The sequence below is a fragment of the Halobacteriovorax marinus SJ genome (assembly GCF_000210915.2).
GTDB lineage: Bacteria > Bdellovibrionota > Bacteriovoracia > Bacteriovoracales > Bacteriovoracaceae > Halobacteriovorax > Halobacteriovorax marinus.
Map to the genome: position 1 here is coordinate 2,299,577 of NC_016620.1, position 13,771 is coordinate 2,313,347.

Annotated in this window: 17 protein-coding genes; 5 read left to right on the forward strand and 12 right to left on the reverse strand. The window is 38.5% G+C overall.

The genetic code is table 11. The annotated features are described in order from the left end of the window. Positions 1-5: 5 nt before the first annotated feature. The 7 genes from BMS_RS10795 to BMS_RS17045 all read right to left on the reverse strand — a co-directional run bounded on the left by BMS_RS10795 (position 6) and on the right by BMS_RS17045 (position 6,086). Entirely contained in the window at positions 6-1,211 is a 1,206-nt protein-coding gene (locus BMS_RS10795; RefSeq protein ID WP_014244852.1) for an NADH:ubiquinone reductase (Na(+)-transporting) subunit B, read from the reverse strand. Continuing rightward, complete coding sequence (locus BMS_RS10800; RefSeq protein ID WP_014244853.1) at positions 1,212-2,552, reverse strand: Na(+)-translocating NADH-quinone reductase subunit A; 1,341 nt, start codon at positions 2,550-2,552, stop codon at positions 1,212-1,214. A gap of 201 nt (positions 2,553-2,753) precedes the next feature. Next, positions 2,754-3,242, reverse strand: a complete 489-nt coding sequence (locus tag BMS_RS10805; protein ID WP_014244854.1) for a YchJ family protein — start codon at positions 3,240-3,242, stop codon at positions 2,754-2,756. A gap of 38 nt (positions 3,243-3,280) precedes the next feature. Beyond that, entirely contained in the window at positions 3,281-3,943 is a 663-nt protein-coding gene (locus BMS_RS10810) for a class I SAM-dependent methyltransferase (RefSeq protein ID WP_014244855.1), read from the reverse strand. Beyond that, entirely contained in the window at positions 3,944-5,266 is a 1,323-nt protein-coding gene (locus BMS_RS10815; protein WP_014244856.1) for an MATE family efflux transporter, read from the reverse strand. Next, positions 5,266-5,619, reverse strand: a complete 354-nt coding sequence (locus tag BMS_RS10820) for a SirB2 family protein (RefSeq protein WP_014244857.1) — start codon at positions 5,617-5,619, stop codon at positions 5,266-5,268. Before BMS_RS10820 ends, BMS_RS10815 begins: the two co-directional genes overlap by 1 nt. Before the next feature lie 20 nt (positions 5,620-5,639). Then, the gene (locus BMS_RS17045) at positions 5,640-6,086 is read right to left on the reverse strand and encodes a potassium channel family protein (protein ID WP_014244858.1); all 447 of its coding nucleotides are present in this window, start codon (positions 6,084-6,086) and stop codon (positions 5,640-5,642) included. Between the two features lie 42 nt (positions 6,087-6,128). Here BMS_RS17045 and BMS_RS10830 point away from each other — a divergent pair, with 42 nt between their 5' ends. Next, positions 6,129-6,872, forward strand: coding sequence for a hypothetical protein (locus tag BMS_RS10830; protein WP_014244859.1), 744 nt, complete (start codon positions 6,129-6,131; stop codon positions 6,870-6,872). 3 nt (positions 6,873-6,875) lie between these two features. Here the strand turns inward: BMS_RS10830 and BMS_RS10835 are convergent, their stop codons facing one another. The 3 genes from BMS_RS10835 to BMS_RS10845 form a co-directional block, all read right to left on the reverse strand. Then, entirely contained in the window at positions 6,876-7,397 is a 522-nt protein-coding gene (locus BMS_RS10835) for a hypothetical protein (RefSeq protein ID WP_014244860.1), read from the reverse strand. A 79-nt stretch (positions 7,398-7,476) separates the two neighbouring features. Further along, positions 7,477-8,145, reverse strand: coding sequence for a hypothetical protein (locus BMS_RS10840; protein ID WP_014244861.1), 669 nt, complete (start codon positions 8,143-8,145; stop codon positions 7,477-7,479). A gap of 106 nt (positions 8,146-8,251) precedes the next feature. Next, on the reverse strand, positions 8,252-11,143 hold the full coding sequence (locus BMS_RS10845) for a helicase C-terminal domain-containing protein (RefSeq protein WP_014244862.1): 2,892 nt from the start codon (positions 11,141-11,143) through the stop codon (positions 8,252-8,254). A 108-nt stretch (positions 11,144-11,251) separates the two neighbouring features. Between BMS_RS10845 and BMS_RS10850 the strand changes: the two genes are divergently transcribed. From BMS_RS10850 to BMS_RS10865, 4 genes are read left to right on the forward strand one after another with little or no spacing between them, the layout of a single operon-like run. After that, positions 11,252-11,638 carry a hypothetical protein gene (locus BMS_RS10850; protein WP_044557529.1) on the forward strand — a complete coding sequence of 129 codons (387 nt, stop codon included), beginning with the start codon at positions 11,252-11,254 and terminating at the stop codon, positions 11,636-11,638. Positions 11,639-11,662: 24 nt separating this feature from the next. Next, positions 11,663-11,917 carry a BolA/IbaG family iron-sulfur metabolism protein gene (locus BMS_RS10855; RefSeq protein WP_014244864.1) on the forward strand — a complete coding sequence of 85 codons (255 nt, stop codon included), beginning with the start codon at positions 11,663-11,665 and terminating at the stop codon, positions 11,915-11,917. A 10-nt stretch (positions 11,918-11,927) separates the two neighbouring features. Beyond that, positions 11,928-12,320, forward strand: a complete 393-nt coding sequence (gene grxD / locus BMS_RS10860; RefSeq protein WP_014244865.1) for a Grx4 family monothiol glutaredoxin — start codon at positions 11,928-11,930, stop codon at positions 12,318-12,320. Beyond that, the gene (locus BMS_RS10865) at positions 12,321-12,527 is read left to right on the forward strand and encodes a hypothetical protein (protein ID WP_014244866.1); all 207 of its coding nucleotides are present in this window, start codon (positions 12,321-12,323) and stop codon (positions 12,525-12,527) included. A gap of 26 nt (positions 12,528-12,553) precedes the next feature. Here BMS_RS10865 and BMS_RS10870 read toward each other — a convergent pair whose 3' ends face one another. Then, positions 12,554-13,303 carry a YebC/PmpR family DNA-binding transcriptional regulator gene (locus tag BMS_RS10870; RefSeq protein ID WP_014244867.1) on the reverse strand — a complete coding sequence of 250 codons (750 nt, stop codon included), beginning with the start codon at positions 13,301-13,303 and terminating at the stop codon, positions 12,554-12,556. An 82-nt stretch (positions 13,304-13,385) separates the two neighbouring features. Continuing rightward, positions 13,386-13,766 carry a response regulator gene (locus BMS_RS10875; RefSeq protein ID WP_014244868.1) on the reverse strand — a complete coding sequence of 127 codons (381 nt, stop codon included), beginning with the start codon at positions 13,764-13,766 and terminating at the stop codon, positions 13,386-13,388. Positions 13,767-13,771: the final 5 nt, after the last annotated feature.

The window sequence follows — 13,771 nt, forward strand, 5'->3', positions numbered from 1 at the left end:
CCTCCCTAAGCCTTGATACGCGCTTGTCTCTTCTTGATATGTCCATCCACTACGAACCAGTCGATAAGTGGAGCAAAACAATTTGCGAAGAGAATTGCTAGCATTACACCTTCCGGGAATGCTGGGTTAATAACACGAACTAGAATAACCATAAATCCAATCAGTGCTCCGTAGAAGTATTGACCTTTGAAAGTCATTGCTGCAGAGACAGGATCTGTGGCCATAAAGACAAGACCAAATGCAAAACCACCAATAACAAGGTGCCAGTGTGGTGCTAGTGCAAACATTGGGTTAGTAGATGATCCGATCATATTTAGAACAAAGGCAAATGCCATTGCTGAAACGAGCATAGAGAGCATAATTCTCCAAGACCCAATTCCTGTTACGATTAGAACTACTGCTCCAATTAAACAAGCAAGAGTAGAAGTCTCACCCATTGATCCTGGCATGAATCCTAAGAAAGCATCCATCCAGCTAACAGAGATCGCTGAAGCTCCACCAATCGCTGCTTGACCAAGAGCTGTTGCTCCAGTGAAACCATCAACTGCTGTCCATACTGCGTCCCCTGAAATCTCTCCAGGATACGCAAAGAAAAGAAATGCTCTAGCAGTAAGAGCAGGGTTTAAGAAATTCTTCCCTGTTCCACCAAAAACTTCCTTTCCAAAAACAACACCAAACGAGATACCTACAGCAACTTGCCATAGAGGAATCGTTGGAGGAAGAATACATGGAAAGAGAAGTCCTGTTACTAGGAAACCTTCATTAATCTCATGCTTTCTTACTGTTGCAAAAATAACTTCCCAAAAACCACCGGCAATATTTGTAACCAAAAATACTGGTGCAAAGAATAGGAAACCGTAAACAAAGTTTGAAACACAACTTGTAGGATCAAAACCTAATCCTAAAGCTGCCATAACAGCACCACGCCAAGAATCAACTGAAGTGATCCCCTGAGCAGCTAAAACTGTATTGGCCTGTAGACCTGTATTGTAACAAGCAAAGAGCAAACAAGCCGTAAGGGCCATCGCTACTGTTGTCATTGTTCTCTTTAGATCAATTCCATCACGTACATGTACTGATCCTCTACTTACTTCACCCGGAGTGTAGATAAAAGTGTCTATCATTTCATACATTGGATAGAACTTTTCTAACTTTCCGCCTTTGGCAAAGTGATGATGTTGAGAATCTAGAAAACCTCTTAAAGCTTTCATCTAACCTTCCTTCTCAATAGTTGTTAAATTTTCTCTTAGCACAGGACCGAAGTCGACTTTACCAATACTGGCAAATGTACATAGTGCTAAATCTTCCTCGTCTAATTCAAGACAACCTAATTGCTGAGCAAGGTCAGTGTCTTTAGTAATTAGAGCTCTTAATAATTGAGTTGGAAGAATATCTAGTGGCATAACTCTTTCATACATTCCCACTGGTACCATTGCTCTTGGAGAGCCATGAGTTCCTGTCGTCATGTCAAATTTCTTTGAAGGAGTTAAAAACTTAGAAACAAATGTTCTCTTGATAGAGAACTTATTAAGTCCTGGCGCTTGCCAACCAAGGAATTCTCTCTCGCGCCCTTCGGCCAAGATTGAAATTTGGTTATGGTATCTACCTAAGTAGAGGAATGAGTCCTCAACTTTTCTTCCGTTTAAAACAGAACCAGAAACAATTCGAAGCTCTCCTTCTAGAGTTTCGTTGGCAACGATATCTAGAATATTGGCCCCTAATTGAGTCGTTAAAAGTCTTGGATTCTTTGCCTTTGGTCCAGCGACAGCAATAACTCTCTCTGTCCAAAGTTTACCAGTAGTAAATAATTTACCAATTGCGATTACATCTTGGTAACCCGCATGCCAAACAACCTTTGCCTCGTGAACTGGGTCAAGGTGATGAATATGAGTTCCAACAAGACCAGCAGGGTGAGGCCCAGCAAACTCGTGAACTGAAGCACAGCTTGGTGCTTGAACCTTAGAACCGCTTGCCTTAGCAACAAAAGTCTTTCCTTCAGTTAATTTAGAAAGAACTTCTACACCGGCCATAAAGTCTTCAGTATATTGTCCAATAACTTGTTCAGGATTTGGGCTTAGTGGGTTTGTATCCATTGCATTGATGAAAACTGAATGTGGCTTATCTTCTAACATGGCCACTTTAGAAAATGGTCTCATTCTTAGAGATGTCCACAGTCCCGACTCAAGAAGTAGTCTCTTCACCTCATCAAAAGAGAGGTCTGAAACACTCTTTTGCTTGTATGAGCTGAACTCAACTTGCTCAGTACCAGTAACTTCGATAACAATAGTTTGAAACGCACGTTTCGCACCTCTGTTAACTTCCACAACTTTTCCATTTGCAGGAGAAGTAAATGCTAATCCTTCGTTCTTCTTACACTCGAAGAGAACTTGACCAGCTTTAACAGTGTCGCCGATTTGAACTTTCATCGACGGCTTCATCCCAACGTAGTCAGGACCTGTTAAGGCCACTCTTTTAACTTGAGGACCAGCTTCGATTGTTTGTTTAGGGATTCCCGTTAAAGGAACGTCTAAACCTTTTTTAATACGAATCATGGTAATAATAATCCCGTTAAAACGTTAATATGTTTAGCTTATATAACTATAAAAAAATAGAATTTGATTTTTTATACTCCTATGAAACCAATATGTAACTAGTTCATATTAAAGAAATCAAAAAAATAATTTTCTTAAGAGTTTTTTAAATAAAATAACTTTTCAGTATAAGTCCGCGCTCTATTTGAATATGCGAAGAATCTAAGCATTCGCCAAGCAGCATTTCTTATACTTCTTCCCACTACCACAAGGGCAAGGGTCGTTTCTTCCTACTTTTGGCCCTGCGCGCCTAACCGCATCACGAAGAACATCTCCCTCTACGAAGAACCATGCGTCATCTTCAAAGATAAAGCTACTTCTCTCGTGGTGCACAACTTGTCTATCGCCAACAACGTAAGTTGCTTTGAACTCTACGATGCCATCCTTATCTCCAGGTTGCCCCTTAACCGTGTCTACGATCTCAAGTCCTTTCCACTCACTTTCGTTAGACCAGATTTCAATTTCATTGCGATTGAGCTCTTCTCTACTGCCCTTATCCTGAGTACTAATAATGTAGTCCACATTATGCTTAGCGAAAGCAGCATAACGTGCTCTCATTAATTGTTCTGCGCTTTGCGCCTTTTCACTACCAGCATGCAGAGGTGCACAACATTTCTCATACTCAACCTCGTGACCACAAGGACAACTCATATAAACTCCTATAAAAATTTAAAATCTTATTCTACTCATTAAAACCTAAAAAGTAAGTCCGTAAAAAAAGTATTTTCTTCTTGGAAGTGGTGCTTGCTCTCTAGGATTCTCGAAGAGACAAAAGTAAAGTGCTTCTTTATTTCTTTTTGATACCACGACCTAGAACGTCGTATAGCGTACTCATCTTTGAACTCGAGGTCTTCAATTTGCCTATCTAATTCCTTATTAGTTGGAACACTAAAGTAGAGGTATTTCACTCTCTTTGATAATACGGGAAGAACTTCTCTTACTTCCTCATCGCTTAGATATTGAAAAACAGAAGTGCATATCCCAAGATCGAAGTGCTTACTAAACTTCTCATCCTTGCACCACGAAAGTAAGTCGGTGTTTAGAAGTTTTAACTTTGTTGATTCAACAGGGGCAATTCCTCGCTCCTTAACTTGATCGTAGACAAATTTTGATGGCTCTATACCTAGTGCTCTATAGGGAATAAACTCTTTCATCACCGCCTCAAAGAGATGGCCAAGACCAAAGCCTAAATCCACGACACTACTTATATCCACAAAATCTAGATCCATCGTTGCCTTAATATAGCGAGCATGATTTGTGGCGTTTCCAATACCGTCCATCTCATCAGGATTAGAATAATTCACTTCCCAATACTCTTTACTAAAGCCGTCGCTTCCCTTTTTCACTGTCATTTATCCATTCACCCTTAAACTGCGTGTTCCAATATAACCAATGACTAACCTATAAGTCCCAAGAGAGATTAAGGCCAGCCAAATACTTAGTAGGTCTTTAGAATAGTAGGAGTAAATGAGAAATGGAAGAAAAGATATAATCAGTCCATAGAACATTTGTCTTCTCACAAAATCAAAGCGCCCCAACCCAAAGAGAAGCCCATCATAAGTATATGTCCCACAGAGAATGAGTTGAGAAATTGCTAACCAAGGCCAAACAGACTCTATCGCTTCAATGACGGCCAAGTCCTTTGTAAATATTGAAAGTAGTGGCTCTTTAAATAAGAGGTAGCTTAGTAAAAATAAAACCCCAATGATCTGTGATAACTTTAAAAGAGTCCCCTTCATCTTTTCATAATTCTCAACATCATTAAGGGCCTTATACTTTGCAGATAGGATATTTGCACTAAGGGCAAGACCATCAGTTAAGAACGAAGAGAAGAGCCAAAACTCCATTAATATTTGGTGCGAGGCCAAGGAAACATGCCCAAGCCTTGCAGCACTCTTAGTGCAGAGAAAGAAGCTTCCCGTTAAGATAATAGAGCGACAAAACATATTAAAAGAATTTTTTCCAAAACTTATCCACTCTCCTTTAAGTGGAGCACCCCATAAACTAGTTAGACTAAGCCCTTCAACTCTTAGAACAAAAATAAGAGAGAAGAGGGCCGTAAAAACTGCTCCAACAACACTACCATAAGCTACACCCGCCAGCCCTAGGTCTGTCCCCTCTAACAGCGCCCAAGATAGAGAACTATTAATGAGCGTAGAGAGAGCAATTAAAATAAAGCAAGTTTTAATTCTTTCAAAACCTCGCAAAATAGAAATGAGAGTGCCTCCTAAAATTAAAAAAGGTTGACCCAGAAGACGTATATGAAAGTACCTCTGACAAAGAGGAAGAAGCTCTTCACTCGCTCCCACGAAGCGAAAGAGAAGTGGGCTAAAGAAATATAGTATTAAAGACGAGCCTACTCCCACAATGACAGAGAGAATAAGAGCAACTTTTACGCGAGAATTCACTCTTTGATTATCCCCAAGCGAGAAGGCTTCACTCACCGATTGAATAGAAGTGTGAATTAGAAAGTTAAAAACCCAAGTAAAGGAGCTTAGGATAACTACGCCCAAAGAGAGCGCCGCCAACCATGTGGTGCTCTTATGCCCTATCAAGGCCGTATCGACTATTCCCGTGACAGGCTCTAGTAGAGATCCAAAAATACTTGGAAGCGAAAAAAAGAAAAGCCCACTTAGAGTGAGCTTTACAGAATTCTTGGGATTTTTATCTTGCATTAAAACGATTTATTTACTGCAAAGTAAATGGCAATGAAAAATAGTAGAATTAATCCCCAGAATGCCTTTGGCTTAAGAGAGCTAGATAATCTCTTCGCTAAAACTGGACCGGCCACTGCAATAATAAGCCAGATCATCATTTTAACCATTACCCAACCTGGAAATCCTTCTCCGTGAGAAACGCCAAGTCTGGCAAGTAGACCCATCCCTGAAACTAAGATCAGAAGGCTGGTAATACCTGAGATAATTTTAATATGCTTAGGTTGAGTTGAATAGTAACCAACTGCAAGCCCAGCAACTGTTAATAAAATACAGAGTAAGTGAATAACTTTATACACTTCATAAGAGATCATAATCTTTCCTTTCCTATTAATTATTTCTTATCTTTTGCTTCTAGATTATCAATGATTTTCTTTAACTCTTCAATAGATTTAGAGAGCTGTTCCTCTTCTGTCGATATTTCTCTATAAAGACCACGAAAACGTTTGGTGTAATCCCCTAGAACAGCATTGGCGAAGAGAGCAGTATAAATGGCAAAAATAGCGGTCCCAAGTAACATGAGAAAAATCCCAAAGATCTTCCCAGTAATCGTAACCGGTACAACATCACCATAGCCCACGGAAGTTACTGTAGAAAAACACCACCAGACTGCATCAATGAAGTGATTCATATTTGGGTTTGAACCACCTTCTATAAAGTAGATGACAATTGAGCACAGAAAAATGAAGAGGTTACCAAAGATTGTGATTGCAATAAATTCAACTGAGGTTACCAATTGCATTATGCGCTTAAAAATAATTTTATTATTATTTGTTATCATTACACTCTATCTTTAATTCTCATTGTTAAGTAAAATAATAATATGGGACTAACAGACAATTCAAAGAAAAAAGACAATAAGGTGTATCGCGGCGCATACAAATATATGCGAAATGCGAATGTTTATAGCGAAGAAACTTTTGAGGTTTTTAAAGAGAAGAGTGATAGTAGTATGCTCTTTCAAAGCCAAATCATGTCTAGAGTTTCAACTGGTGAGCTACTCAATATCACTGTTGATTATAAAATTAATAAAGACTATATCCCAACTCTCGTCGTTATCAATAAAGTACTTGGAAATGATAACGTTGTAGAGACATTTTCTTTTAACAGTAAGAATAATACTATTAGTTATACTTTTGAGTCTTCAAACGAAAGTAAAACGACCATTTTAAATACTACGCCGAAATTCTTTATATCAACTCCTGCCGTTTGCACCAGTATGCTCTACTTGCGTTCAAAGAAATTTGATACTACAGGAAAGAATATTTACAACGTTCTGGCGAGCTCTAATCAGTGGAGCTATGAAGATGAACCTGTCTTTAATGCCATTACTGTCAGAAGAATGAATCAATCTAGTGAGACGAGAACTATTGATGGAAGTAGTGTCCAAGGTGTTGACTATAAAATTGAGCAGCAGGCCGATAGTGACGATTACGATAAGGACACTCCAAGCCTTCGATGCTTTGTTAGTCAACACGTTACTATCCCCTACTTTCTTGAAGATGGTCACGGTACAAAAATAGAAGTTAAATATTTAAATAATCTTTCAGAAAGAGAACTAGATTAAGAGTTACTTACATCTCTTATTTAATTCATAATTCTCACTCAAGGCCAAGCGAATTGTTCTGCAGACTTTTGTGACATTGGTCTTTGCACTTTTTAATTCAATCTCAATTTTCTTAGTTGCAGTATAGATATTATCTTCCATATTCTTATAGATTTTAGGTGAGCAGTTTTCTTGATCTATAAATTGAGTAATAGTTTTTGAGATGCCCTCTCCACTTAGAACAGTTGTCTGACTAGGTAGACTTTCGGCCACAGACTTTAATTTACAGAATTTAAAATGTTCTTTCTTTTGAGCAATGATAGTCTCTACAATTTCACTCTTCTTGCATAGGTGTTCGTAGTTATAAATATTGCCAGGGAAGCCTGCTCTTTGATCATTTTGTGTGGATTCGTAAAAGTGCTGATTCCCATAGGCATTTAACATATCTTTGAGTTTTAAACTTACTAGAAGTGAGGCGTGCTCAGTGCAATTTGATCCCCACACTTGAGCACTAAAGAGAAAAAGGATAGCTATAACTTTCTTCATAGTTATAGCTTAAGCGAGACTCTTACTTCATGGCAAGAATCAATAACTTAGAGAAAAGAGCTGCCCATAATGTGGGCCACTAGAAACTCATTCCAAGTTGTAGATTTAAAAGTCTAAGAGCACCTTTACTATTTATTAAATCTAGAGAATCATTCTGGTTGCCACCACTTAAGTTTAGCGCCATTGAGCTATAGCCAATCCAGCTTACCCCAAGAGTAAAAGAATCCCACTGCCACTGATTACCTATTTCACCTTCAAACGAAAGAGCGCTATACTCAGTTTTTTTAGTTTCAGAATAGTCACTAAAGTTTCCATAATAATCATAGCTCCATCTATAAAGAGTAGATTCAGCTTTTCCTCTAGTATATCCAATTCCACCTTTGGCGTAGAAGCTATTAGATGCAAACTTCTTTATTCCTAAATCAATTCGATACAAACTCCCCTTAGTACTTTGAACGTATGCCCCTTCATAATCAACATCATTAAATTTAGAAAGAGATAATTCTAGGATAGCTGAGTCATTCAAATACTTACCGCCAGTAACTTGAATAAATGTTCCTCTTGAGTCGACGCCAACTCCACTAAGAATTTCATAGTTCTTTGACTCTCGACTTATTAAACTTGAATTAAGCCTTTTATGAATTTCATTCTCGATGATTTTTTCAAGTGTCCCTTGTTCAATCTTGGAACTTGCAAAAGTCGAGCTAATAGTAAGAACTGATAGTAAGTAGATAAGCAGTGTTTTCATATTTAATCCTTTGATAGTGTTTATGACATATAGAGCAATCTATATGCCAAAAATACTTTCAAAAGAATCAAGGACTTACTCCCTTAGTGTTCCAATTCTGAAACACTTACTGGATCACGAAGTCCCTTACCTTTTCACAGGCCTCATCTAGTGTCGTTCTCTGTATTTGGTAGGGCTCCATTAGCTTTAGAAGCTGCTGCATGGTTCTCCCCTTCCAGGACCTAATTCTTGAATCTACAACAATCACGCCGCCAATATCTTCTTCCGTTCGAAGAAGCCTTCCAAGCTTTTGATGTAGAGATCTTGTTCGATGTGAGAGGTAGTAATCTGTAAATTCATTTCCAATATTAGACTCATAGAAGTCTCTTCTATCCTGGATAACAAGATCCATTCTAAGGTCTGGGATCTTGTCTACAAAGACAAATTGTAGCGCATCCCCAGGGATATCAATTCCCTCACCAAAAGACTCCATCCCAAGTAGAATTCCCGACTCTGACTTCTTAAAGTCTTCCACAACATTATTGCCCATTCCCTGAATAAAGAGAGGAATCTCTCCATCAAATTCTTCTAGAAGGAGCTCTCTAGCGATCTCAAATCTAGAGCGCGCAGAGAAGAGAAGTAAACTTCTTCCCTTGAGTTCACGAATAAGTTTAGAAACTTTTTTAAGTGTCTGAGGAACAAAACTCTTATCCCAAATTGGCAGAGTATCGTCACAGAGAAAAACTTTAGTCTTATTCTTATAATCAAATGTTGCCGGAAGATAGAAGCCAGACTTAAATCTTCTCTCTGGCTCTAGGTAAGAGTAGCCAGTCGCCCACTCAATTCCACGACTCCCCTGATCACCTTTATCATTTCCAAGTGTAGCAGAAGTAAAGACGACGGAATCAGAAATCTCTAAGAGACCTTGGTGTAAAACTTTTCCAACATTTACTGGAGAAGCACTGACACTCATGCCGTGCTCTCCGTGGTACTTAAGAGACTTAGTATAACCGGCCACTTCTTCTGGCTGATCCAAAGCGACCTCTAAGGCCTTTTGAGTATCATCTAATACACCCATAAATTTTTCAAAGCGAGTGAAGGCCACGATTTGATTATCATCAGTTAATTCCTTAACATCCCATCTCGAGTGATAAGGAAGTAAGTAATTATTTAAATTCGTGATGATAAAACGAATAGAATCCAAGTGATTAAAGATTGCCATTCCAAGCTCATCCGTTCTCTTTCTATTTATCATCGGCGCTTCATTCCAAAAAATATCCGTATACTTTGGACGCTTCTTAAAATAACTCTCCACTACTGTAGGCAGTCCATTTAAGTGATCTTGCAATAATTGTTGAGTATTCGTGACCTCGCCTCTTATATTGGTAATAACAGCAGTACTTTCTCCCTCTGTTGTTTCATTCTGTGCCAGAAGATAAAAGAGAGAGCCAATTCCTTGAGAATGCAGCAGTGCTTTATTTAAAGAATTTAAATCAGACTCACTTACTTCATAAGTAAAAGCACTTGTTGTCTCCCCTTCAACTTTGTGGGCCTCATCAACTACAACATACGAAGGTCTAGGAAAACTTCTTGGCCAAGAAAACATTAGGGCGTGATTACCTATGATAATATTTGCGTCCTTGGCCTCACGCAGACCTTTAATATAGGAGCAATCATTTTTAAAAGGACAGCTCTGTCCCGTACAAGATCTAAAATCAACCGTGATATCACTTTCTTTAGTTGAGAAATCTTCAATTTTTCTCTTCATTACAAAAGGCAAATCTCCACGAGTGATCTGATCATCAACATGTGATCTTGAATTGTAGAAGAAAACGAGATCAAAGAACATATCTGTATATTTTTCTTTAAATTCTTTAGTATTTGTAAGTAGGTCTTCCTCTTCTACACTTTGCCTAAATAGAAGCTCGCACAAGTGATTTCCCGATCCGATGAGCTGTCTCACCTTTAGTTCATCATCCCCTAGTCCAAGTAACCTTCTAAGCCCCGGTACATCTTTAGAGACTGCTTGATGCTGTAGAGTTTTTGTTCCAGTGGCAACCAGCACTTGTTTTTGCTCAGACATTGCAAAGAGAGCTGATGGAATGAGGTAGCCCAGAGTCTTCCCCGTTCCCGTTGGCGCTTGAATAAGAGAGTGCACCTTATTTTTAAAAGACTGACCAATTCTAAGTGCGAGTGTCTCTTGGGACTCTCTATATTTATAAAAAGGGGCCTTCAATCTTACTGCATCTTCATTTCTAAAAATATTCTTTAAGTTCTCACCATTAAATTCTAGTGAAAAGAGCTTCTCTCCCGCGTCCACTTTCTCGTCAACAGGATACATCCACTCCCATGCAATATTGCAATGATAGTCTAAATCAAGTTCTATACTCTCACTCAATTGAGCTATTTCTTCATCGCTAAGAGAGAAGAATTTATAATACCAATAATCTGTTAAGTTATATTTCTTAAAAAGTGCCCCTAACGTAGCATTTAACTCTACATCCCTTCTCACTGTCGCAACGGCAATAAGAAGAACCTTTAAGAGATCCAAAGAATCTTGAAAACCTCTGTGCTCCTCGTGCTCAGCGATCTTCCAATCACAAATAAAGTTCTCCAATTTTAAAGAGGACATCTTTGGAAAGAGTAATGAGAGAAAATAGAGACTATCTTCGTAACTCTCGCGTCCTGATCCATCGTCAATGCGAGCGAAGTGATCACTTAGAAAAGATCTTTCAAATTCAGCATTATGAGCAATAAGGTGATGCCCAAAGACATCCATAACTTCTGGAGACACCACTTGCCAGCTAGGAGCATTAATTAGCATCTTAGAGTCGATTCCAGTGAGCTTCTTTATAAACTGAGAAAGCTTACCATCATACTGAACTAGAGAGCTGTACTTGCGAACAAGAGTTGTCCCTTCAAATTGCAAGTAACCCACGTCGATAATTTGGTCATAACTCGGATCAATTCCAGTTGTCTCAATATCGATAACGGCCCAACGACCAAGGGGATGTGTCATGTGTGTCTCCGAAAAATAACATCAGTTTATGTGTGATAAATGCTCATAGATATTGGCAATATCATCATTTTATTTTAGTCTGTGAAGCTTAAATGACAAGGAATCCGTATGAGCAGTGCGCCAATTTTTCAAATTCAATCGATTTTGATTTTATCTCTTATGATATTAGGTGTTTACCTAAGAAGAATGAGAAAGACGCACGTTAAGATTATGTCCACAGTTATTATCTGGGACTTACTTCTCATTTTACAAATCGAATTCACAAGAAGTGCCATTCTAAAGGCCTCAAAAGTCATGACTAATCCAACGATGCTAAAGATTCACCTCTTCTTCGCAATTGGCTCAGTTATTTTATATATACTTATGGTATTATCAGGAAGAAAACTTCTCTCTGGTGATATCAGTGTACGACCAAGACACAAAAAGCTTGGTTGGACGACCCTGATCTTTAGAATCATGACTTTGGTTACAAGTTATTGGGCAGTCGCAAAATAGAGAATTTATAAAGAAGGAAATAAAATGAATTTTGAAGAATTAAAGGCCCTTATTCAATCACATATTGAAGACGCTAAAGTTCAAGTGACAGATCTTACGGGAACTCAAGATCACCTAGGACTTCTCGTGGTTAGTGATGTCTTTAAAGGTAAGATGCTAATTGCACAACACCAAATCATTATGGATATTTTAAAAGAGAAATTAAAACAAGAAATTCATGCAGTTCAAATTAAGACAATGACTCATGAGCAGGCCACTAATCAAGGCATTCAAATATAAGGAGATTACTATGAGCAATGATAATCCATTTAACATTTTAGGTTCAGATAAAGTTCCTCAAGAGGGAGCAACAGCGGTTTCAGAAGAAAATAAATCAAATGATCTCAATGAGAGAATCAAGGCCCTTATTGGTTCAAGTGATATTTTTCTTTTCATGAAAGGAAATGCGGCCATGCCACAATGTGGTTTCTCTGCTAATACAATCGCGATCCTCGATGCACTAAACGTTAAGTACAATACTTTTGATATTCTATCTGACATGGATATTAGACAAGGTGTAAAAGAATTTTCAAATTGGCCAACATACCCACAACTCTACTTCAAGGGACAACTTGTTGGTGGAAATGATATTATTACTGAGATGTATCACTCAGGTGATCTCGCGCAAGTTCTTGGAGCATAAGTGGAAAAGTTTGAGAACTTAGAAGAATGGTCTCCAAAGAGAATGAGAACGCTGAGAAATAATCTCAACAATAGATTGGCCTCTTACAAGGCCTCTGGTGAAAAGGCCAAGTCACTCCAGGCCAGTCACGCTCTCTACGGTTTATCTGAAGATGACTGCAAAGAGCTCTTAAAGAGAGTGACAACACTTTTAAAATCACAGAAATAAAGAAGGGAGCAATCAGCTCCCTTTTCTTATTCTTCCATCATTGATTCATCAAACTCACAATTGTGATAAACCTTCTGAACATCATCGTTATCTTCAAGAACGTCTAAGAGCTTCATAAAGGTAGGAATATGTTTTGGATCTAATTCTTTATTAGTTGTCGCAATTCTTTCAAGTCCGGCTTCTTTCGCCTCAACACCGAGCTCAGCTAATTTATTAGAGGCATTACCAAAATCTTCCATCGCAGTAGTGACAATAATAAACTCTTCATTTTCAAAGTCTACGTCCTCTGCCCCACCGTCGATCATCTCTAACATAAAGTCATCGTTATCCATTTCCACTTGAGACTTCTCAATAGTGAATATTCCTTTGCGATCAAAGATAAATTGTAGACAGCCATCCTTACCAAGAGAGCCGTTGTACTTATTGAAGGCGGCCCTTACTGCCGAAACTGTACGAGTATTATTATCAGTAGCCGTTTCTACGAAAACCGCCACTCCATCTGGCCCATAACCTTCAAATGTTGTTTCGATATAATCATCACCACCAACACCTGAAGCCTTATCGATGGCCCTTTGAATTGTATCTTTTGGAAGGTTTTGTCCTCTAGCATTTTGTAGGGCAAGTCTGAGTCTTGGATTCATTTCCGGATCAGATCCCCCGCCAGTTTTAACGGCAACCGTTATCTCTTTAATTAGCTTAGTAAAAATCTTCCCTCTTTTTGCATCCTGAGCGCCTTTTCTATGTCTAATATTCGCCCATTTACTATGACCTGCCACAGTGAACTCTCCTCATTGATTTATTAGGGTTAGGATACTAGCAAAAAGCTAACAAAAAGAAAAATCATGGAATCTAGAAAGGCTATTTACTAGAGAGCTCTTTTTCGATCTCTTTGATGAGATCATCTAAATCAAAGGGCTTAGAAAAGAACTTCTTAGCTCCAGCGTCAATTGCATCTTTAATTGAGATATCGGCCTGTCCTGAGACAAAGAAGAAATCTGGTCTAGTTTCAGCGGCCATTGTATTGACTTCATCTAATACGGCCATACCGTTACCATTTGGCATCTTATAATCTGAAACAATTATATCGAATTGGTGAGAGCGCAGCTTACTAATTGCATCATTACCGCAATCAGCAGTCATCGTCTGATAGCCGTAGTAGTTAAACTCCTCTTCCATCAGCTCTAAAATATCTGGTTCATCATCGACAATGAGAACTCTAAAATTACTTCTCTCAATCATATCAA